General features: G+C 72.7%; 13 protein-coding genes. 5 read left to right on the top strand and 8 right to left on the bottom strand.

Annotated features, from left to right (window positions below):
* The first annotated feature begins 51 nt into the window (after window positions 1-51).
* Complete coding sequence (locus tag CG719_RS18950; protein WP_100569833.1) at window positions 52-951, top strand: RNA polymerase sigma factor; 900 nt, start codon at window positions 52-54, stop codon at window positions 949-951.
* Window positions 952-1,092: 141 nt separating this feature from the next.
* Here the strand turns inward: CG719_RS18950 and sucD are convergent, their stop codons facing one another.
* The 6 genes from sucD to CG719_RS18920 form a co-directional block, all read right to left on the bottom strand.
* Entirely contained in the window at window positions 1,093-1,977 is an 885-nt protein-coding gene (gene sucD, locus CG719_RS18945; protein ID WP_100569832.1) for a succinate--CoA ligase subunit alpha, read from the bottom strand.
* A gap of 21 nt (window positions 1,978-1,998) precedes the next feature.
* Window positions 1,999-3,180 (bottom strand): ADP-forming succinate--CoA ligase subunit beta, encoded by a 1,182-nt coding sequence (sucC, locus tag CG719_RS18940; RefSeq protein WP_100569831.1) that lies wholly within the window; start codon window positions 3,178-3,180, stop codon window positions 1,999-2,001.
* A gap of 432 nt (window positions 3,181-3,612) precedes the next feature.
* On the bottom strand, window positions 3,613-4,668 hold the full coding sequence (locus CG719_RS18935) for a hypothetical protein (RefSeq protein ID WP_159024893.1): 1,056 nt from the start codon (window positions 4,666-4,668) through the stop codon (window positions 3,613-3,615).
* A gap of 106 nt (window positions 4,669-4,774) precedes the next feature.
* Window positions 4,775-5,959: a VWA domain-containing protein gene (locus tag CG719_RS18930; RefSeq protein ID WP_199836683.1), complete on the bottom strand. Its 1,185-nt coding sequence runs from the start codon at window positions 5,957-5,959 to the stop codon at window positions 4,775-4,777.
* Window positions 5,956-8,370 carry a DUF5682 family protein gene (locus tag CG719_RS18925; protein WP_100569829.1) on the bottom strand — a complete coding sequence of 805 codons (2,415 nt, stop codon included), beginning with the start codon at window positions 8,368-8,370 and terminating at the stop codon, window positions 5,956-5,958. The genes CG719_RS18930 and CG719_RS18925 overlap by 4 nt, the downstream gene beginning before the upstream one ends.
* 120 nt (window positions 8,371-8,490) lie before the next feature.
* Complete coding sequence (locus CG719_RS18920) at window positions 8,491-9,642, bottom strand: ATP-binding protein (protein WP_100569828.1); 1,152 nt, start codon at window positions 9,640-9,642, stop codon at window positions 8,491-8,493.
* Window positions 9,643-9,775: 133 nt separating this feature from the next.
* On the opposite strand from CG719_RS18920, the gene CG719_RS18915 reads away from it, so the two are divergent.
* Window positions 9,776-11,131, top strand: coding sequence for an SWIM zinc finger family protein (locus tag CG719_RS18915; protein WP_100569827.1), 1,356 nt, complete (start codon window positions 9,776-9,778; stop codon window positions 11,129-11,131).
* Between the two features lie 254 nt (window positions 11,132-11,385).
* On the top strand, window positions 11,386-13,011 hold the full coding sequence (locus tag CG719_RS18910) for a DUF5691 domain-containing protein (RefSeq protein ID WP_100569826.1): 1,626 nt from the start codon (window positions 11,386-11,388) through the stop codon (window positions 13,009-13,011).
* Window positions 13,012-13,115: 104 nt separating this feature from the next.
* Here the strand turns inward: CG719_RS18910 and CG719_RS18905 are convergent, their stop codons facing one another.
* Window positions 13,116-13,532 carry a cobalamin B12-binding domain-containing protein gene (locus CG719_RS18905; RefSeq protein ID WP_100569825.1) on the bottom strand — a complete coding sequence of 139 codons (417 nt, stop codon included), beginning with the start codon at window positions 13,530-13,532 and terminating at the stop codon, window positions 13,116-13,118.
* A 490-nt stretch (window positions 13,533-14,022) separates the two neighbouring features.
* Between CG719_RS18905 and CG719_RS18900 the strand changes: the two genes are divergently transcribed.
* Together CG719_RS18900 and CG719_RS18895 are read left to right on the top strand one after the other, a co-directional pair.
* The gene (locus tag CG719_RS18900) at window positions 14,023-14,889 is read left to right on the top strand and encodes an esterase/lipase family protein (protein WP_100569824.1); all 867 of its coding nucleotides are present in this window, start codon (window positions 14,023-14,025) and stop codon (window positions 14,887-14,889) included.
* A gap of 77 nt (window positions 14,890-14,966) precedes the next feature.
* Window positions 14,967-16,529 (top strand): M23 family metallopeptidase, encoded by a 1,563-nt coding sequence (locus tag CG719_RS18895; protein ID WP_100569823.1) that lies wholly within the window; start codon window positions 14,967-14,969, stop codon window positions 16,527-16,529.
* 18 nt (window positions 16,530-16,547) lie between these two features.
* Here the strand turns inward: CG719_RS18895 and pcrA are convergent, their stop codons facing one another.
* Window positions 16,548-19,037: a DNA helicase PcrA gene (gene pcrA, locus CG719_RS18890; RefSeq protein ID WP_100569822.1), complete on the bottom strand. Its 2,490-nt coding sequence runs from the start codon at window positions 19,035-19,037 to the stop codon at window positions 16,548-16,550.
* Window positions 19,038-19,244 lie beyond the last annotated feature (207 nt).

Below are 19,244 nucleotides of genomic sequence, written 5' to 3'. Positions count from 1 at the left end.
TCGTGTCACTCAATATACGATTATGTGCCTATTCACACGGAGGGACGCATCATGACGAACAGTCATGCGAACCCGCTGCCATCCCCCTCGGAGGACCGGCGCTCCGGCGCGAACGTCTCCCTGACGCGGGATCAGGCCGTCGACGAGACGGGCACCCCGCTGACGCCCGCTCAGGCCTTCGACGCGCTGTACGCGTTCTGCGCCCCCGCCCTCGTCCGGCAGGCCTATCTGCTCACGGGCCGGCACGAGCGGGCCCGTGAGTCCGTGGAACAAGCCTTCCAACTGGCCTGGCAGCGCTGGCCGGAGGTGGCGCACGACCGGGACCCGGCGGGCTGGATGCGGGCGACGGTGTACGAGTGCGCGCTGTCCCCCTGGCACCGCTTCCGCCGGCGGGGCGACACCCCCGACCCGCCGTCCGACCCCGCAGACCGCGCGCTGCAAAGCGCCCTGCTGCTGATCCCGCCGTCGTACCGCCGCACCCTCGTGCTCTACGACGGTGTCGGCCTCGATCTGCCCGAGACGGCGGCGGAGACGGAGGCGAGCACTCCGGCCGCGGCGAACCGGCTGATGCACGCGCGCGAGGCGCTCGCCGCGCGTCTCCCCGAGCTGGCCGATCCCGCAGAGCTGCACCGGCGGCTGGTCCGCCTGGCCTCGACGGAACGCCTCGGGGCGGGCGAGCCGGCGGGCGTGCGCACGACCGGGGAACGCCGGACCCGGTTCTGGACCCGGTCCGCCATCGCCTTCACGGCCACCATCATCGGCGCGACGACGCTCACCCTGCGCACCGCGCCCACGCACTACCTGGCCCCGGTGTCCCCCGGGCACGCGGTCCACGGGCTGCCGGTGCAGGGCATGCTCGGCCCGCTCCCGCCGGAGGCGCTCAAGCTGCGCGCCGAGCTGAGGAAGGAGGCGGCGGGCGGACCGGAGCGGCTGGCTCCGGGCGTCAGATGACCCGACCGGTCCACCCGTGCGGCCGGCCCGTTCACGGAAACGCCGGTGGGCCTGCCGGAAACGCCGGTGGGCCCGCCCCCACCTGGGGACGGGCCCACCGGACCGGCTCCGGAGAGCTCAGCCGCCGAGGGCGGCCGGTGCTCAGCCGCCGAGGATGGCGCGGGCCAGCTTGGCCGTCTCGGTCGGGGTCTTGCCGACCTTGACGCCCGCGGCCTCCAGGGCCTCCTTCTTCGCCTGCGCGGTGCCGGAGGAACCCGAGACGATGGCGCCCGCGTGGCCCATGGTCTTGCCCTCCGGGGCGGTGAAGCCCGCGACGTAGCCGACGACCGGCTTGGTCACGTTCTCCTTGATGAACGCCGCCGCCCGCTCCTCCGCGTCGCCGCCGATCTCACCGATCATCACGATCAGGTCGGTGTCGGGGTCGTCCTGGAACGCCTTCAGCGCGTCGATGTGCGTGGTCCCGATGATCGGGTCACCGCCGATGCCGACGCAGGTGGAGAAGCCGATGTCCCGCAGCTCGTACATCATCTGGTACGTCAGCGTGCCCGACTTCGACACCAGACCGATGCGGCCCGGCTTGGTGATGTCGGCCGGGATGATGCCCGCGTTCGACTGACCCGGCGTGATCAGACCCGGGCAGTTCGGGCCGATGATCCGCGTCTTGTTGCCCTTCTTCCCGGCGTACGCCCAGAAGGAGGCCGTGTCGTGCACCGCGATGCCCTCGGTGATGACGACCGCGAGGGGGATCTCGGCGTCGATCGCCTCGATCACCGCGTCCTTGGTGAACTTCTCCGGCACGAAGATGACCGTGACGTCGGCGCCGGTCTTGTCGATGGCGTCCTTGACGGTGCCGAAGACCGGTACCTCGGTGCCGTCGAAGTCCACGCTCTGGCCCGCCTTGCGCGGGTTCACGCCACCGACGATGTTCGTGCCCGAGGCCAGCATGCGACGCGTGTGCTTCTGGCCCTCGGAGCCGGTCATGCCCTGGACGATGACCTTGGATTCCTTGGTGAGGAAGATAGCCATGGTGTTGTGTGACCTCGTCCCTTACTTCGCGGCAGCAGCCAGCTCGGCGGCCTTGTCGGCCGCGCCGTCCATGGTGTCCACTCGCTGCACCAGCGGGTGGTTGCGGTCGTCCAGGATCTGGCGACCCAGCTCGGCGTTGTTGCCGTCCAGACGTACCACCAGCGGCTTGGTGACCTCCTCGCCCTTGGACTCGAGCAGCTCCAGCGCCTGCACGATGCCGTTGGCGACCGCGTCGCACGCGGTGATCCCGCCGAACACGTTGACGAACACGGACTTCACGTCCGGGTCGCCCAGGATGATCTCCAGGCCGTTCGCCATCACCTCGGCGGAGGCACCGCCACCGATGTCGAGGAAGTTGGCCGGCTTGACGCCCTTGTGGGCCTCACCGGCGTAGGCGACGACGTCCAGGGTCGACATGACCAGACCCGCGCCGTTGCCGATGATGCCGACCTCACCGTCGAGCTTGACGTAGTTGAGGTTCTTCTCCTTGGCAGCCGCCTCCAGCGGGTTCGCGGCGGCCTTGTCGTGCAGCTCGTCGAACTCGGGGTGACGGAACTCCGCGTTCTCGTCCAGCGACACCTTGCCGTCGAGGGCGATGACGTCGCCGGAGGCGACCTTCGCGAGCGGGTTGACCTCGACCAGGAGGGCGTCCTCCTTGACGAAGACCTCCCAGAGGCTGACCAGGACATCGGCGACCTTGTCGGCGACCTCGGCCGGGAACTTGGCCGCGGCGACGATCTCCTCGGCCTTCGCCCGGTCCACACCGTCGATGGCGTCGATCGCGATCTGCGCGACGGCCTCGGGGCGGGTGGCCGCCACCTCCTCGATCTCCATGCCGCCCTCGACGGAGGCGATGGAGAGGAAGGTGCGGTTGGCGCGGTCGAGGAGGAAGGAGACGTAGTACTCCTCGAGGATCTCCGGGGCGGTCTCGGCGAGCATGACCTTGTGGACCGTGTGGCCCTTGATGTCCATGCCGAGGATGTCCGTCGCGCGCGCGACGGCCTCGTCCGGAGTGGCGGCCAGCTTGACACCACCGGCCTTGCCGCGGCCACCGACCTTCACCTGGGCCTTGACGACCGACTTGCCGCCCAGCCGCTCGGTGATCTCGCGCGCCGCCTCAGGCGTGTCGATGACTTCACCGGCCAGCACCGGTACACCGTGCTTGGCGAAGAGGTCCCTCGCCTGGTACTCGAACAGGTCCACGCGCTTCCGTCCCTATCAGTGATCTCGCGGTTCGTTGGATGCGTGGGCGTGCCGCGAAGGGCAACGTGACGTCCGCTCTGGGTCACAGGGAAGGCGCACACGGTGTCCGAGCGCGCGGCATGTCCGTCTCGCAGGTTATCCCCGCTTCCGGGGGTGGCCTAAATCGAGGGTCACACCTGAGCGGTGATACCTGTCACATGATGCCGCACTCTCTGGCACGGCGTGCCGTTGAAGCGGGGGCCTCACCGGGCTGGGGTTCGCCGGGTGAGGCCCCCTCGTACAGCCCCGAAGGGCCGCGGGCGGGTGATCCCCACCCCAATGGGAACCGGCCTGCCCTTCCGCGAGGTCCCGTGCGGCACGGCCGGACGGACCGACGGCTTTCAGCCGTCCGGGTCCACCGGGCCCGCGGAGTCGGGTGCTCTCCGCGTCCGGTCAGCCGGGGAAGACGGGGACGGCCTGGGACCGGTCCCGGATGCCGGCCTCGGCGGTCCGGGCGGCGGCGCCGGACAGCAGCCGCAGCGGGGCCCGCTCGGGCAGCGTGACGGCGGGCGCGTCACCGTGCCGCGAGCTGCCGGAGTCGGCCGCCGCGTGGTCGCCGAGCACACCGTCCGCGCCACGGGCGGGGCCGTGCCCCGCGGGGAGCCGGGTGAGCGGGGCAACGAGACCGGCCCTGGGCGCGGGGTGGGTCTGTACGCGCACGGTGGCGCCGCCGAGCCCGGCAGTCGCGCCGGCGCAGCGGGGGCCGTAGGGCGCGGTGACGCCGTGCCCCGTACGGGCGTTGGGCGTACTGGTGTGCCCCTTGGACGTGGTCGGGCCCGCGCTCCCGGTCGGCTGCCGCAACTGAACCTCCCGAGCCGGGGCAACGGGCCCCGACTGCGGCTCCGACGGCAACGGCAACGGCGCCGGAAGGCCGGGCACAACGGGCATGCCAGGCACGACCGGCACCACCGGTGCCTCGGGCCCCGCCCCGACCGCCCCGCCGACCACAGCACCGACCACGTCCCCGACCGGCTGCACAACCGGCCGGACGACAGACCCGGTCACCACGCCCACGACGGACTCGACGGCGGGCTCGACGACGGGCTTCACGACGGGCTTCACGACGGGCCGAACCAACGAGTCGACGACCGGCCCGACCACCGGCCGCACGCCACCTTCGACGACAGGCTGAGCAATCGGCTCGGCAACCGGCTTCACGACACGCTCGACGACGGACCCGGCGACCGGCTCGACCACCGGCCGCATCACGCGCTCGACGACGGGCTGGACGCCGGACGAAGGCAAGGACGCGGGTGCCCGCACCGACGCGGGCGCCGTCTCGGTCAACCGTGCTGCCGGTCCGCCCTCCGCCGCCCTCGCCTGCTGCCCGCAGACGAGCCCGAGGGCGAACAACAGCCCCACCAGCAGCCCAAGTTCCAACGCACGCCGTCCGGCCGCCGTACGCGTCGCGCGCAGAGCGGCACCGGGCAGGGCTGCTGGCCAGGTCAAGAGGGGACGGTTCTTCCCGTACGGCGACAAGGATGTTGGGGGCGTCGATCCTCGCACGGCGCTCCCGAGGGTGCGCAAGCCCTCTCCCACCGGTGGGCGGCCAATGTCACACGGCGTCCGGTATCGGCAGCGGCCGCTTCTCGATCGCCGCCGCCATCACTTCCGGGAACAGGTCGGGCGTGCAGGCGAACGCCGGTGCCCCGAGCGCCGCGAGAGCCGCCGCATGCTCACGGTCGTAGGCGGGCGCGCCCTCGTCGGAGAGCGCGAGCAGCGTCACGAACTGCACTCCGGACGCCTTCATCGCGGCGACCCGCTTCAGCATCTCGTCGCGTATGCCTCCCTCGTACAGGTCGCTGATCAGCACGACCACCGTCTCGGCGGGCCGGGTGATCCGTGACTGGCAGTACGCCAGCGCCCGGTTGATGTCCGTGCCGCCGCCCAACTGGGTGCCGAAGAGCACGTCCACCGGGTCGTCGAGCTGGTCGGTGAGGTCGACGACGGCCGTGTCGAAGACGACCAGCCGGGTGCTGACGGACCGCATGGACGCCAGCACCGCCCCGAACACGGAGGCGTACACGACGGACGCCGCCATCGACCCCGACTGGTCGACGCAGAGGACGACCTCCTTCTTCACCGACTGCGACGCGCGGCCGTAGCCGATCAGCCGCTCGGGCACGACCGTCCGGTACTCCGGCAGGTAGTTCTTGAGGTTGGCCGCGATCGTGCGGTTCCAGTCGATGTCGTGGTGGCGCGGCCGGCTGACGCGCGCGCTGCGGTCGAGGGCGCCGGTGAGCGTGGCCCGGGTACGGGTCGCCAGACGCTTCTCCAGGTCCTCGACGACCTTGCGCACCACGGCCCGGGCCGTCTCTCTCGTCGTCTCCGGCATCGCCTTGTTGAGCGAGAGCAGGGTGCCGACGAGGTGCACGTCCGCCTCCACCGCCTCCAGCATCTCCGGCTCAAGGAGCAGCGTGGCCAGCCCGAGCCGGTCGATGGCGTCCCGCTGCATGACCTGCACCACGGAGGAGGGGAAGTACGTCCGTATGTCCCCGAGCCACCGCGCCACCGAGGGCGCCGAGCCTCCCAGTCCCGCCGAGCGGTCCCGCCCCGTCCGTCCCGCCGGAGGCTTGTCCCCCTTTCCGTAGAGCGCGGCGAGCGCTCCGTCCATCGCCGCGTCCCGCCCCGACAGCGCGCATCCGGTGCCGTCGGCCGGCCCGCCGCCGAGCACGAGCCGCCAGCGCCGCAGCCGCTCCCGGCCCGCGTCCGTCACGTCGTACCCCTCTCCCACGGTCACCCCGCCACCTCCGCGAGCTCGTTGCCCGGCTTCTCCCCGCCGGAACCGGGTCCGTCGAGGCCCAACAGCAGCCGCAGCACGGGCAGTACGGCGTCCGCGCGCTCCTGGTCGGGTTCCTCGGCGAACCCGGGCACACCGCCCGTCAGGCCCCCGGCCCCGCCGCCCGGCCCCGGACCGCGCCGGACCAGCTCGCCGAGCGTTCTGCGCACACCCGGTTCGTACGCCGAGAAGGTGCGCCGCAGCAGCGGCAGCACGTCCGTGAACGCCTGCGCCGGCACGCCGGTCAGCCAGTCGTCGACCAGTCCGAGCAGCCGCTCGTCGTGCACGAGCAGCATCCCGCCCCCACCGCCCACGAAGCCCTCGATCCACGCGGCCGCGTCGGCCGGCGGCGTGCCCGGCGACAGCGCGAGGCTCATGAGGCGTGCCGCCTGCTCCTGCTCGACCTCCCCGTCGTCCAGGAGCAGCCGCACCGCGCGTCCCCGCAGCACCCCGGCGACGGTGTCCCGTCCGGAAAGAGTCCGGAGCACGGTGTGCCAGCGGGCGCGCAGGTCGCCGTGTCCCGCCTTGGGGGGGTCGTCGAGCAGGGCGACCGCGCCGTGCACCGCGTCCACATGGCGCCGTATCTCCTCGGCCGCGTCCGCGTCCAGTGCGACGCAGGCCGGGGGCAGGCCGACGAAGATCCGCTCGGCCAGGCCGGCCGCAACCCCGGCCAGCGCCTCGGTGTCCGTGCCGCGCACGTCCCCGTAGCGCAGGGAGCGAACCAGGGCCGGCAGCGCCTGGGCGAGGTGTCCGACGTCCGCGTCGAGCGCCGCCCGGTCGGCGAGCGCGCGCATGACCACGGGCAGCGCGTCGGGCAGTTCGGCGAGCAGGCAGCGCTCCGCCAGCGCGGTGATCTCGGCGAGGGCCTGTGCGGCCGCGGCGTCCGCCTCCGCCCTGGCGGTCGCGGCGGCCAGTACGGTCGTCCCCCACACCCCGGCCTCGGCGACGCGCACCGAAAGCTCCGGATCCCAGCGCAGCCGCCAGGTCTCGCGGAACGTACCGGTGCTGCCCCGCGAGGCCGTGGGCTCCCCCCAGCCCACGCCCAGCAGCCGCAGCCGGTGGAGCAGCCTGCTGCGCCCGGCGTCGGTCTCCTTGCGCAGGTCGAGCTCCAGATCCCGCTCCGGCGCCTCCGGTTTGAGCCGCAACCGCCTTTGCAGCCGGGCCAGATCGCGCTGCAACGGCACCGCGGGCGCCGCCTCCGGCACCGCGCCCAGCACGTCCCCGACCACCAGCCGGTCGTGCACCAGGGCCAGCGGCACGTCGGAGCCGTCGCACATCACGGCGCGCACCGCGTCCGTCGTCTCGCCCAGGCCCGGCAGCGGGCGGCCGCGCATCGCGGCGAGCGTCCCCGCCAGCCGCACCGCCTCGATGACGTGCGCGGAGGAGACGATCCGGTCCTCCTCACGCAGCAGTCCCGCAACCTTGGTCAGCCACCGCTCGACGGGCCGGTCAGGCACGTCGAACAGATGGGAGTACCAGCCGGGCGAGTCGATGCCCGCGCCGTAGCCGGAGGCCCGGGACAGCCGGCGGTGGGTCCAGGGCACCCAGGTCATGTCCGCCTTGACCCTGGGCAGGCCCTTCAGCAGGGCCCGGTCGGCGGCGACGGTCGCCTTCCGCCGGAGCGCGGGGACGTGCCAGGCCCCGCACACCACGGCGAGATCGTCCCCGAACTCGCGCTGTGCGGCGCGCACTTGGAGGCGCATGTACGCCTCACGCGCAAGATCCCGGTGGTCCTCCCCGCCGGCGTACGCCTCCCGCAGCGCGTCCATGGCCTCCTCCAGCACCAGGAACGGGGCGAACGCGTCGCCCCCACCGGTGCCCCGGTGCTCGACCATGTCCTCCCACCAGCGCTCGGGATCGTCGTACCCGGCGGCCTCGGCGAGCACGGCGAGCGGGTCGACGCGCACCGGGGCCTCGGCAGGGCACGCCTCCGCCGGGGGCTCCGCGGTCCCCTCCACCGCGGAGCCCTCCGCGTCGGCGCCGCCGTCCGCGGGCGGGCCGGCGTCGTCCCTGCCCCACGCGAGCGTGTGCGTGGCCGGCAGGTCGATGAAGCGGGCGGGGACGTCGTGCTCCAGTGCCCAGCGGATGGCGACCCACTCGGGCGAGAAACCGGCCAGCGGCCAGAACGCCGAACGGCCGGGCTCGTCCACCGCGTGGGCGAGGAGCGCGACGGGCGGCCGCATGTCGTGATCGGCGGCGAGCGGGATCAGCGCGTCCGCCTCCGGCGGGCCCTCGATCAGCACCACCCGCGGCCGTGCCGCCTCCAGCGCGGCCCGCACCGCGCGCGCGGATCCCGGCCCGTGGTGCCGGACCCCGAGCAGCAGCGGCCCCGCGCCGTGCGGCCGTCCCCCGGCCTCCTCAACTCCCCTCACGCCGTCCCCTCCTCGTGCTCCCTCGTCCTCGCCCCCCGGTCCAGCTGGGCTCGTCGTCGGCGCGGGCCCGCGCCGTGCCGGCCGACGGGCGTCCGGCGTGGGCCGGCCGTCCGGTGCCGCTCACGCGCTCACCTCCCGGCAGGCGCGGTAGAAGTCCTTCCAGCCGTCGCGCTCGCGGACGACGGTCTCCAGGTACTCCTGCCAGACGACGCGGTCGGCCGCGGGGTCGCGGACGACGGCGCCGAGGATGCCGGCGGCCACGTCACCGGCCCGCAGCACGCCGTCGCCGAAGTGGGCCGCCAGCGCGAGGCCGCCGGTGACCACCGAGATCGCCTCGGCGGTGGACAGGGTGCCGCTGGGCGACTTCAGCTTCGTCCGGCCGTCAGTGGTGACGCCGTCGCGCAGTTCACGGAAGACGGTCACGACGCGGCGGATCTCGTAGGCCCCGTCCGGGACGCCCGGCAGGTCGAGGGAGCGGCCGATCTGGTCGACGCGGCGCGCGACGATGTCGACCTCGGCCTCGGGGCTCTCCGGCAGCGGCAGCACCACCGTGTTGAACCGGCGGCGCAGGGCGCTGGACAGGTCGTTGACCCCGCGGTCGCGGTCGTTGGCGGTGGCGATCAGGTTGAACCCGCGGACCGCCTGCACCTCCTCGCCCAGCTCCGGTATCGGCAGGGTCTTCTCGGACAGGATCGTGATCAGCGTGTCCTGCACGTCGGCCGGGACGCGGGTCAGCTCCTCGACCCGGGCGGTCATGCCCTGCGCCATGGCCCGCATGACCGGGCTGGGCACGAGGGCGTCGCGGCTCGGGCCGTGCGCCAGCAGCCGCGCGTAGTCCCAGCCGTAGCGGATCGCCTCCTCCGGGGTGCCGGCCGTGCCCTGGACCAGCAGGGTCGAGTCGCCGCTGACCGCGGCGGCCAGGTGCTCGGACACCCACGTCTTCGCCGTGCCCGGCACGCCGAGCAGGAGCAGGGCGCGGTCGCTGGCGAGGGTGGTGACCGCGACCTCGACGATGCGGCGGGGGCCCACGTACTTCGGTGTGATCACCGTGCCGTCCGACAGCGTGCCGCCGAGGAGGTAGGTGGCGACGGCCCAGGGCGACAGCTTCCAGCGGGCGGGGCGCGGACGGTCGTCGTGTGCGGCGAGCGCCGCCAGTTCGGCCGCGAAGGCGTGCTCGGCGTGCGGGCGCAGCGCCTGCGCCTCCGGTGTGTTCGCGGGCGCGGAGTGGTTCTGGCGCGGTGCGACGGGTGTCGGTTCGACGGACACAGACATGGCTGAGGCCCCCTCCAGCTCGGCCGGTTCGGATCTGTCACCAACCGTGCACCACGGCACTGACAACGCGTTCTGACCTGCGCAAACGGGCTCGTCAGGTCGATTGTCAGTGGCAGCGTCTACCTTCGACGGCATGACTCAGCAGGGGGTGCGCTGGAGCGCGGACCAGGTGCTGTCACTGGCGCCTGACGCCGCGTCGCGCAAAGCGGGAAGCAAACTCGGCGCGGCCGGGCCGTGGTCCGAGGCGGGGTGTTCCGACGAGGGGGCGGTGTGGGGACTGTGCAAGGGCAGCGGCGGCAGGCCGTATCAGACGGTCGTCGACCTCGCGGGCGGTGCCGGGCCGGCGTACAAGTGCAGCTGCCCGAGCCGGAAGTTCCCGTGCAAGCACGCGCTCGGCCTGCTGCTGTTGTGGACGGGCGACGACGGCGCGGTGCCGTCCGGGCAGGCGCCCGACTGGGCCGGGCCGTGGCTGGCGGCCCGCGGGGAGCGGACGGCGCGGAGGCGGTCGGAGGGGGCCGAAGATCCGGCCTCCGGTTCCGCTGATCCACGGGCGGCGCTGCGCAGGGCGGAGCGCCGCGCCGAGCGGATCACCGCGGGGGTGACGGAGCTGGAGCAGCGCCTGGCCGACCTGCTGCGCGGCGGTCTGGCCCCGGCCGAACAGGCGGGGTACGGGCTGTGGGAGGAGACGGCGGCCCGCATGGTCGACGCGCAGGCTCCCGGGCTGGCGGGACGGGTGCGGGAGCTGGGGGCCGTGCCGTCGTCGGGGCCGGGCTGGCCGGTGCGGCTGCTGGAGGAGTGCGCGCTGCTGCACCTGCTGGGCCAGGGCTGGCTGGGCCGCGAGCGGCTGCCGGAGGGGTTGTCGGCGACGGTCCGTTCCCGGGTGGGCCTGCCCGTCTCCGCGGAGGGGCCCGCGGTGCGGGACCGCTGGCTCGTCCTCGCCCAGTACGACACCGCGGACGCGAGGCTGACCACGCGCAGGATCTGGCTGCACGGCGCCGACTCCGGGCATACGGCTCTTCTGCTCTCCTACGGCGCGGCGGGCCGGGCCCCGGAGCTCGCGCTGCCGGTGGGTCTGGCCCTGGAGGCGGAGGTGTCCTCCCAGCCGGGTGCGGGACAGCCGCGGGCGGTCCTGGGCGAGCGGTTCGCGTCCCCGGCGCCCACCCCGATCCGTCCACCCGGCGTGACGACGGCGCAGGCGGCCGCCCGCTACGGCGCGGCGCTGCGGGACGATCCGTGGCTGGAGTCGGTTCCGGTGACGCTGCGGGAGGTCGTACCGGTCCCTGACGGCGAGTCCTGGCAGCTGGCCGACGCCACCTCCGACTCCGCGCTGCCCCTCACGCGCGCGGCCCGGACGCGACCGGGTCTGTGGCGGCTCGTCGCTCTGTCGGGCGGCGCGCCGGTCACGGTCTTCGGCGAGTGCGGCCACCGGGGCTTCACCCCGTTGACCGCCTGGCCGCGAGACGAGGAAGAAATGGTGACGCTGTGCTGATATCTCATCAACCATCCGTGACATCGACCCTGGCGGCGGGCTCGGAATGTCCGGCAAAGGAGTGACGTCACCGCGCTACGCGGGGCACTGTCGGCACAGCGGGAACCTCTCACCCAAAAGGCGCAAAATATCAGAGAGTATCCCATCTGAATATCTTTTCTCTTCCGCACCACGCATTTGTTCCACCCCAGGGGAAACCCGGTCCATGTGACCCTTCAACCACTCCCGGGCAGCCGGCGACGGAAAGGAAGCTCATGATCAGGAACTCCACCCCGCCGGAGGCGCCTGCCACGGGCGCCTGGGAGGAGTTGGTCACCACCGCCCTGCTCGGCACGGACCGGCGCACGCCCCCGGCCGGCGCGCCCGAACGGACGGCGCCGGTGGCGCTGCTCGACGCGGCGGCCGTGCAGACCGTGCGGCGGCGTGCGGGGCTGCGCCCCGCTCCGGCGGCCCGGCGCCCGGAGCCCGCACCAAAGGATCCGCGTCCGCCGCTGCCCGCGGCCGCGGGCCGCAGGCTGGCCATGCTGCTGGCCGGCCGGCCCGGTACGGCGGGCGGCCGCAGGGGCACGGCACCGGACCTGATGGAACTGCTGCCCCAGTGGCTCGCGGCGGCGAACGCCCACGGGTACGCCCCGCCTCCGGAAGCGCTGCCCGCCCTGCTGGACGCCGCGCGGGGCCGTACGGACCTGCGCCCGGCCGCACTGGCCTTCGGCGGCCCGCGCGCACGGTGGCTGGCGGGCCTGAACCCGGACTGGCGGTTCGCCCTGCGCGCGGCCCCGGGCGCCGCCGTGCCGGCCGGCTCCGAGGACGCCGGCCGCGTCCGGAGGCTGTGGGAGGAGGGCCTGTTCGCGGAGCGGGTCGCGCTGCTGGCGTCGATACGTTCGCGCACGCCCGCGGCCGCACGCGAACTGCTCGCTGGCTCCTGGGCCACCGAGCGGGCCGAGGACCGGCTGATGTTCCTCGACTCCCTGCGGACGGGGCTCGGCCCGGACGACGAGGCGTTCCTGGAAGAGGCACTGGCCGACCGCAGCCGCAATGTACGGTCCACGGCCGCGGAGCTGCTCTCGGCGCTGCCCGGATCCGCGCTCGCCTCACGAATGTCCGGCCGGGCCCGCTCCTGCGTGGCCGTCGACCACACACGCGGGACACCGACGCTCGTCGTCGAGGCGCCGCACGAGTGCGACTCGGCCATGGAACGCGACGGGATCGTCCCCAAGGCTCCGGCAGGGCGGGGCGAACGATCTTGGTGGCTGGGCCAGTTGGTGGAGGCGGCACCGCTGGCGACCTGGCCCGGACGGCTGGGCGGGCGCACACCGCGGGAGATCGTGGCCCTTCCGGTCGCGGACGGATGGCAGGGCGAACTGCACGCCGCCTGGTGCAGGGCGGCGGTGCGGCAGCGGGACGCACAGTGGGCGCGGGCGCTCCTCGGACCACCCGCGGCCTCCGACGCCGGCGGTCCCGGCGCGGTGTCCCTGGCCGAGCGCGCCAAGCTGCTCGGCACGCTGGACGCCGCCGAGCGGGCCGACTGGGTGGCCGGATTCATCGCGGCACACGGACTGCCCGAGGCGTTTCAACTGCTCGGGGTGTGCGCGGTGCCGTGGGCGGCACCGCTCGGGCGGGCGGTGGTCGACGCGCTCAACATCGCGCGGGACGCAGGGAGTTACCCATGGAGTTTCAGTGGAGTGATGGGGCTTGCCGAGCGGTGCCTGGATCCCGCGGAGGCGAGTCGGCTCGACGGACTGCTGGCGGTTCCCGACGAGGCGGAGGACGCGTCGCCGGGGGCCGGAGGGTACTGGGCGGAAGCATTCCAGCGGCTCGTGACGACCTTGCGGCTGCGCTCCACCATGGCCGGGGAACTGGAGACGGCGCGGGCCGGCTGAGTCCCGCACCGGGTGAGGGCAGGTCTCCCTGGGGGCCGCGCCCCCCGGCCGGGCCGCTCGCACCCGGCCGGCGCCGGGTGATCCCGCGGGAGCCGCCGGCGCCCCTACGCCTCGGCCGGCTGGCGGACGTTCGCCCTGACCCAGTCGACGATCGACTGGGTGGTCGCGCCCGGGGTGAAGATCTCCGCGACGCCCTTCTCCTTGAGCGGCGGGATGTCAGCCTCCGGGATGATGCCGCCGCCGAAGACGACGATGTCCTCCGCCTCGCGCGCCCTGAGCAGTTCGATCACCGCGGCGAACAGGGTGTTGTGCGCGCCCGAGAGGATGGACAGGCCGATCGCGTCGGCGTCCTCCTGGATCGCCGTGTCCACGATCTGCTCCGGGGTCTGGTGGAGCCCCGTGTAGATGACCTCCATACCGGCGTCGCGCAGGGCCCGCGCGATCACCTTGGCGCCCCGATCGTGGCCGTCGAGCCCCGGCTTGGCCACCACCACGCGGATCGGACCGGCTGCCACACCCATCACTGCCTCCATGAAGCGACTACATCCATCCGTACCGACAAGTACCGCACACACGGCACGGACACCCCGCACCACACCGGCCGGGTAAGTGAACGAACGTTATCGCCAGCATCCCGCACCCGGCAGTTTCACGACGCAGAGGGAGGGGGAAATCACATGGTGGGACACTCCCCCGAGTTCACCGGCCAGGGGGACCCGCAGGCCGCGCACCGTTCCCCGTCCGCGCGGCCCGAGCGCCGCACTCCTGTGCCGCGGCGCGCGGAGCGCTGCGGGAGCAAACACGACGGGAGCCGCAACGAGGTCGCCGCACCACCGCGCCGCAGGCCGCGCGCCGCGGTGGTGCGACGTATCGGCGAGGGCAGGAAGGGCACCCGGGACCGGTGGGGCACGGCAGCGCGAAGCCCGCCCGGCCGGCCGCCCCTACCGCGACTGCCCACGAGGGCACACGGGGGACAGGGCCGTCCTCCAGCGTGCCGACAGGAGGTCGGCCATGAAGGTCACCAGGGTCGCGGACCCCATTCTCCCGCTCTGCCGGTGCCTGCTGCCGTGCAGGCTGGCGGGGCTCTCACTGGCTCTGCTGAAGGCGACCGCCCTGGAGCTCGCGATCCTCGCGGGCCATCTCCTGCTCTATCCCTCGGGCATCGTCCAGGAGCGCCGCGGCGCCTCCGGCGCGCTCCCGGAGCCCGGTGGCGCCGCCCAGCTGCCGACCGAGGCCAAGCCACCGGTCGTGCTGCTGCACGGGTTCATCGACAACCGCTCGGTGTTCGTCCTGCTGCGCCGCAGCCTCGCCCAGCACGGCAGGCAGCGCGTGGAGTCCCTGAACTACTCACCGCTGACCTGCGACATCCGCACCGCGGCCGAACTGCTCGGCCGGCACATAGAGGAGATCTGCGAGCGCACCGGCAGCAGGCAGATCGACGTCGTCGGGCACAGCCTCGGCGGGCTGATCGCCCGCTACTACGTGCAACGGCTCGGCGGCGACCTGCGGGTCCGCACCCTCGTCACCCTCGGCACCCCGCACTCCGGCACCCGGGTCGCGCCGCTGGCCAACGCCCATCCGATCGTGCGGCAGATGCGCCCCGGTTCCGAGCTGATCGAGGAGCTGTCACGCCCCGCGCCGGGCTGCAGCACCCACTTCGTCAGCTTCTGGAGCGACCTCGACCACCTGATGGATCCGCTGGAGTCGGCCTGCATCGACCACCCCGACCTGAAGGTGGAGAACATCCAGGTGAGCGGAGTCGGGCATCTCGCCCTGCCACTGCACCCCGCCGTGGCGACCGGGATACGACAGGTCCTCGACACCGCACGCCCCGGGGACCCGACCGCCAAGCGCGCCGGCGGAGTGACCGTCGCCTGACAACCGGCCCCTTGGGATCGAACGCGACTCGAACACAGAGTTAAAGCCGTCTCCACACACCGGCGAAACACGGCTGAATGCCCGTTTCCCACTTCGGGGAAACCTGCGGAAGATTGTCGCGCCCTCATACCGCCGGGTACAGTCACCGCACTGCTCTGCCAGCCCCTGTTGTCGAGGCGAAAGAGAAGTTGGTGAACGACCGTCACCCGTCGGGGAGCGCGACCGCCCCGGCTCCGGCCTCCGATGCCGCCTCGACGCCCTACGCGTCGTACAACGGACAGGAAGCCGCGTACGGCGACTTCACCTCCTACGGCGACTACGGCGCCACCGGTTTCCACACCGGCACGTACGCCCCGGTCGACTACGCCGCCGACCATCTCCACGAAGGCTTCACGGGCGCCGAGGCGCACACCACGGGTACGTACGACACCACCGGCTGGACCGCGAACGGCCACCAGAGCCCGGACTACGACCCGTACGCGGCTCAGCACCACACCGCCTACGACACCGGCGCGTACGACACCACCGCCTGGGCGACGGGCTACCAGCAACTGGCCTCCGTCCCGGCACAGTCCGCCCCGGTCGACACCAGCGGCCAGTGGGACGCGCACACCTGGCTCCAGCCGGATCAGACGGCCGTCGCCGACGCCACCCAGCAGTGGGACTGGAACACGCAGACCTTCGACACCGGCGCGTACGACGCCACGCAGTGGAACGGCGACGCCACCACCACGGTCGCCGAGAACTTCGACGCGCCCGAGCCGCACGAGCCTCAGGGCGACTTGGCGGAAGAGGAACCGGCCGCCACCGTCGAGCCGGACGCGGCACCGCCGCTGCTCGACGACGAGGAAGAAGTCACCCCCGCCCCGCCTCCCGCTCCACGAGCGGCCTCACGGGCCGCGGGCCGCTCCCGGCGCCGCCCCCCGGCCAAGCGCTCCGCACTGCTCACGGTGGCCGTGCCCTCGGTCTGCGTGATGGGTGTCGCCGGAATCGCCGCGGCCTCCGTGGGCGGACTGACCGAGGACGGCAAGGACAGCGCGGCGGCCACGCCCGACGCGCACCCGGTCAAGGCGTCCACCGCCAACAACAAGCTGGACACCCAGCTGCAGAGCGTGTCCGCAGGGGCGAACGACTTCGCCGACCGGGCCAGCCGGTACCAGGAGCGCATCGACCTCAAGGCGCAGCAGGAGTCCGAGAAGAAGAAGGCGGCGGAGGAGGCGGCCCGTCTGGAACGGCTGCGCCCCAAGTTCGCCGTCCCCGTCCTGCAGAGGGGTCTCAGCGCCTACTTCGGCCAGGCCGGCGTGAACTGGATGTCCGTGCACACCGGCATCGACTTCCCCGTGTCGTACGGGACCTCGGTGCTGGCCGCCACCGACGGCACGGTCCGCACGCAGTGGAACAGCGCCTACGGCAACATGATGATCGTGACCGCCATGGACGGCACGGAGACGTGGTACTGCCACCTCTCCAGCTACCAGGTCCCCTCCGGTACGACGGTGAAGGCCGGACAGCCCATCGCGTACTCCGGGAACTCCGGCAACTCCACGGGCCCGCACCTGCACTTCGAGGTCAGGCCCGCGGGCGGGTCGCCCATCGACCCGCTGTCGTGGCTGCGCAGCCACGGCCTCGACCCGACGTAGGCCCCGCCCCCACCCCCGCTACAGCTTCTCCACCGGCGCGTACCGCAGCAGCAGCCGCTTGGCCTTGCCGTCGCCGAAGTCGATCGTCGCCTGTGCCTTGTCGCCCGTGCCCGCGACGGCCACCACCGTGCCCAGGCCGAACTGGTCGTGCGTGACCCGGTCTCCGACGGCGAGGGCCGCCACCGGCTTCTCCGAGGTGCGGCGGGTGGCGAAGCCCGAGGCGCCGGACGCCGACGAGCGGGAGCGGGACGAGGACAGCGAGGCCGCCACCGAGGACGCCGGACCGGAGGACGCGAAGCCCGAGCCGCCCGTACGCTTCCAGTCCACGTGTGTCGTCGGGATCTCCTCCAGGAACCGGGAGGGCGGGTTGTACGACGGCTGGCCCCAGGCGCTGCGCATCGCCGAGCGGGTCAGGTACAGCCGCTCCCGCGCGCGCGTGATGCCGACGTAGGCGAGGCGCCGCTCCTCCTCCAGCTCCTTGGTCTGGCCGAGGGCCCGCATGTGCGGGAAGACACCATCCTCCATGCCGGTCAGGAAGACCACCGGGAACTCCAGGCCCTTGGCGGTGTGCAGGGTCATCAGGGTGATGACGCCGTCGCCGTCCTCCTCGTCCGGGATCTGGTCGGAGTCGGCGACCAGGGCGACCTGCTCCAGGAAGTCGGAGAGCGCGACCGGCTCCCCCTCACCACGCTCCTGCTCGAACTCCAGGGCGACGGCGGCGAGTTCCTGGAGGTTCTCGATACGGGTCTCGTCCTGCGGGTCGGTGGAGGCCTGCAACTCGCCCAGGTAGCCGGTGCGTTCCAGGACCGCCTCCAGGACCGTGGCCGGTCCGGCGCCGGACTCGACGATCGTGCGGAGGTCCTCCATCAGCGTGTTGAACCGCTTGACCGCGTTCGTGGAGCGTGCGGCCATCCCGTAGGCCTCGTCGACGCGGCGCAGCGCCTGCGGGAAGCTGATCCTCTCCCGCTGGGCGAGGGCGTCGATCATCGCCTCGGCGCGCTCGCCGATGCCCCGCTTGGGCACGTTGAGGATGCGGCGCAGCGGGACGGAGTCCTCCGGGTTGGCCAGGACCCGCAGGTAGGCCAGGACGTCCCGGACCTCCTTGCGCTCGTAGAAGCGGACGCCGCCGACGACCTTGTAGGGCAGGCCGACGCGGATGAAGATCTCTTCGAAGACACGGGACTGGGCGTTGGTGCGGTAGAAGACGGCGACGTCGCCGGCCTTGGCCTCGCCCGCGTCCGTGAGCCGGTCTATCTCCTCGGCGACGAACTGCGCCTCGTCGTGCTCGGTGTCGGCGACGTAGCCCGTGATGCGGGCGCCCGCGCCGGCGTTGGTCCACAGGTTCTTGGGGCGGCGGGACTCGTTGCGCTCGATGACCGCGTTGGCGGCGGACAGGATCGTCTGCGTGGAGCGGTAGTTCTGCTCCAGCAGGATCGTCGTCGCGTCCGGGTAGTCCTCCTCGAACTGGAGGATGTTGCGGATGGTCGCGCCGCGGAACGCGTAGATCGACTGGTCGGCGTCACCGACCACGCACAGCTCGGCCGGTCGCAGGTCGTCCTCGGCGGGCGGCACGTCGGCCACGTCCGGGGAGTGCTCGCCGGTGCCGACCAGCTCCCGTACCAGGGCGTACTGCGCGTGGTTGGTGTCCTGATACTCGTCGACCAGGACGTGCCGGAAGCGGCGGCGGTAGTGCTCGGCCACGTCCGGGAAGGCGCGGAGCAGGTTGACCGTCGTCATGATCAGGTCGTCGAAGTCGAGGGCATTGGCCTCACGCAGCCGCGACTGGTAGAGGGCGTAGGCCTGGGCGAGGGTCTTCTCGAAGCCGTCGGTGGCCTGGGCGGCGAAGTCCTCCTCGTCGATCAGCTCGTTCTTGAGGTTGCTGATCTTGGCGCTGAACGACTTGGGCGGGTAGCGCTTGGGGTCGAGGTCCAGGTCGCGGCAGACCAGAGCCATCAGGCGCTTGGAGTCGGCGGCGTCGTAGATCGAGAAGGAGGACGTGAAGCCGAGCTTCTTGCTCTCCCGGCGCAGGATGCGCACGCACGCGCTGTGGAAGGTCATCACCCACATCGCGCTGGCGCGCGGTCCGACGAGCTGCTCGACGCGCTCCTTCATCTCGCCGGCGGCCTTGTTGGTGAAGGTGATCGCCAGGATCTGGCCGGGGTGGGCGCCCCGCTCGGCCAGCAGGTGCGCGATCCGGTGCGTGAGCACACGGGTCTTGCCGGAACCGGCGCCGGCCACGATGAGCAGCGGGGAGCCGGAGTGCACCACGGCGGCGCGCTGGTTGTCGTTCAGCCCTTCCAGGAGCGCGGCCGCGTCCACGACCGGCCGGTGGGCGCCGTCGCGGTAGTAGGCGTCCCGGTCCGGGGGCACGTCGAACTTCCCGCCGAACAGATCGTCCGGAACCGGCTCCGGAGCGTGATCGTCCTCGGGCGGTGGCGGGGGCTCTTCCTCGTGGCCGCGGGGGGCCTGGAGATCCGCCAGGAAGCTGTCGTCAAAGAGGCTGCTCATCGCTCTACGAGTCTAGGGCGCCCCACCGACAACCCGTGGCCGCCCCGGAAAGATGACCGTTCCACGGGGCCGAGACGAAGGTCACGAAAACGTATCGGACATACCTCGCATCAACCTTCACACACGCCACACAAGTTGGTTAGCGTGCGGTCTGACCGCATGATCGTCACCGGGGGACTCGCCTGACGACGCGGCCTCCACGCAATC

The organism is Streptomyces sp. CB01373 (assembly GCF_002803075.1).
In the GTDB taxonomy this organism is placed as follows: domain Bacteria; phylum Actinomycetota; class Actinomycetes; order Streptomycetales; family Streptomycetaceae; genus Streptomyces.
This window is presented reverse-complemented; position numbering and strand designations above follow the sequence as displayed.

Excerpts from the sequence above, each read along its gene's own strand:
- sucD (WP_100569832.1), bottom strand. The coding sequence starts at position 1,977 with ATGGCTATCTTCCTCACCAAGGAATCCAAGGTCATCGTCCAGGGCATG.
- CG719_RS18915 (WP_100569827.1), top strand. The coding sequence starts at position 9,776 with ATGACTCAGCAGGGGGTGCGCTGGAGCGCGGACCAGGTGCTGTCACTG.
- CG719_RS18900 (WP_100569824.1), top strand. The coding sequence starts at position 14,023 with ATGAAGGTCACCAGGGTCGCGGACCCCATTCTCCCGCTCTGCCGGTGC.
- CG719_RS18910 (WP_100569826.1), top strand. The coding sequence starts at position 11,386 with ATGATCAGGAACTCCACCCCGCCGGAGGCGCCTGCCACGGGCGCCTGG.
- CG719_RS18950 (WP_100569833.1), top strand. The coding sequence starts at position 52 with ATGACGAACAGTCATGCGAACCCGCTGCCATCCCCCTCGGAGGACCGG.
- CG719_RS18895 (WP_100569823.1), top strand. The coding sequence starts at position 14,967 with ATGCCCGTTTCCCACTTCGGGGAAACCTGCGGAAGATTGTCGCGCCCT.
- CG719_RS18920 (WP_100569828.1), bottom strand. The coding sequence starts at position 9,642 with ATGTCTGTGTCCGTCGAACCGACACCCGTCGCACCGCGCCAGAACCAC.
- pcrA (WP_100569822.1), bottom strand. The coding sequence starts at position 19,037 with ATGAGCAGCCTCTTTGACGACAGCTTCCTGGCGGATCTCCAGGCCCCC.
- CG719_RS18905 (WP_100569825.1), bottom strand. The coding sequence starts at position 13,532 with ATGGGTGTGGCAGCCGGTCCGATCCGCGTGGTGGTGGCCAAGCCGGGG.